The organism is Ursidibacter arcticus (genome assembly GCF_009761375.1).
GTDB classification, from domain to species: Bacteria; Pseudomonadota; Gammaproteobacteria; order Enterobacterales; family Pasteurellaceae; genus Ursidibacter; species Ursidibacter arcticus.
Window position 1 is genome coordinate 1 of sequence record NZ_LEKM01000072.1, and the last position, 1,339, is coordinate 1,339.

Here is a 1,339-nt window from a genome sequence, read left to right on the forward strand (position 1 = left end):
GTTGTTACTGAAAATGCAACAATCAGAGACTTAAACGTAACCAATACGACTAAGACTAAAGATCTTGTTGTTACTGAAAATGCAACAATCAGAGACTTGAAGTGACTAACCATACTAAGTTAAATGAAGTAGAAGTTGCAGGTAATCTGACTGTTGGTAAAAATTTAGTGGTTGAAGGTGATCAGCACGTTAAAGGTAATTCAACTATTGATGGTAACCAGCACGTTAAAGGTGATCAAACTGTAGATGGCAATCAGCACGTTAAAGGTGACCAAACTGTAGATGGTAATCAACATATTAAAGGTGATCAAACTATAGACGGTAACCAGCACGTTAAAGGAAACTCTAGAGTTGATGGCGATTTAGTGGTTAATGGTAGAACCAGCATCAAGGGCGATCTTGATATGGAAGGACACCGCATTAAAAATGTAGGCAGAGCCGTTAAAGATACTGACGCTGTTAATCTAGGACAAGTTAAAGAAGTTGTTGGTAAAGTTGATAAACGCTTACGTGGTGGTATCGCAGGAGCAACCGCAGTGGCTAATATTCCGCAGGTAACTAGACCGGGTGCGAATGTAGTTGGCTTAGGTGTGGGTAACTATAATGGACAAAGTGCCGTTGCTGTGGGTTACTCAAAAATGAGCGATAATGGTAAGTTAATTATTAAATTCAGTGCTGGTGCGAATACAAGCAAAGACTTTAATGTCGGCGGTGGTATTGGCTACCAATGGTAGTGATTAATATGAGCTAGAGTGGGCGTTAGCCCTCTCTACGATATATAATTTAGGACGTATTGCATTTCATACGTCCTTTTTTCTTATATGCGGTGGTACGTTTAATGCTCGCTCCGTTTTACAAGCGGTGCGTTATGCTTCATTTTTTGCAAATCAAAGTGAAGAAATTACCGCTTATTTCTTGTAGAATAGCGATGTTTTTAATTTTATTTAAGGAAGAAAGATGGAATTTCCAATTTGCCCTGCTTGCAAGGGAGAAAATACTTATCACGACTCAATTCAATTCGTTTGCCCTGATTGTAGTAATGAATGGACTGGTGAGGAAGTTGAAAGCCACGATGAAGATCAACTAATCGTTAAAGATAGTAATGGCAATTTACTCGTAGATGGTGATGATGTGATTTTAATTAAAGATCTGAAATTAAAAGGTTCATCAGAAGTATTGAAAAAAGGCACAAAATATAAAGGTATTCGCCTTGTTGCTGGCGATCACAACGTAGATTGTGGAAAGCTATTACTTAAATCTGAATTTCTGAAAAAAGCGTAATGTTCAATATATGTAGGGGCAAATTATATTTGCCCCAGATTATTGGCAAAGTCTTTTT

2 protein-coding genes are annotated in these 1,339 nt (G+C 37.8%); both read left to right on the forward strand.

Features of this window, described 5'->3' with window-relative positions:
* The first annotated feature begins 101 nt into the window (after positions 1-101).
* Entirely contained in the window at positions 102-734 is a 633-nt protein-coding gene (locus tag A1D25_RS11025; protein WP_240327083.1) for a YadA C-terminal domain-containing protein, read from the forward strand.
* A gap of 223 nt (positions 735-957) precedes the next feature.
* A complete protein-coding gene (locus A1D25_RS01835) occupies positions 958-1,281 on the forward strand; it encodes a zinc ribbon domain-containing protein YjdM (RefSeq protein ID WP_157394017.1) in 324 nt (107 codons plus the stop codon).
* Positions 1,282-1,339: the final 58 nt, after the last annotated feature.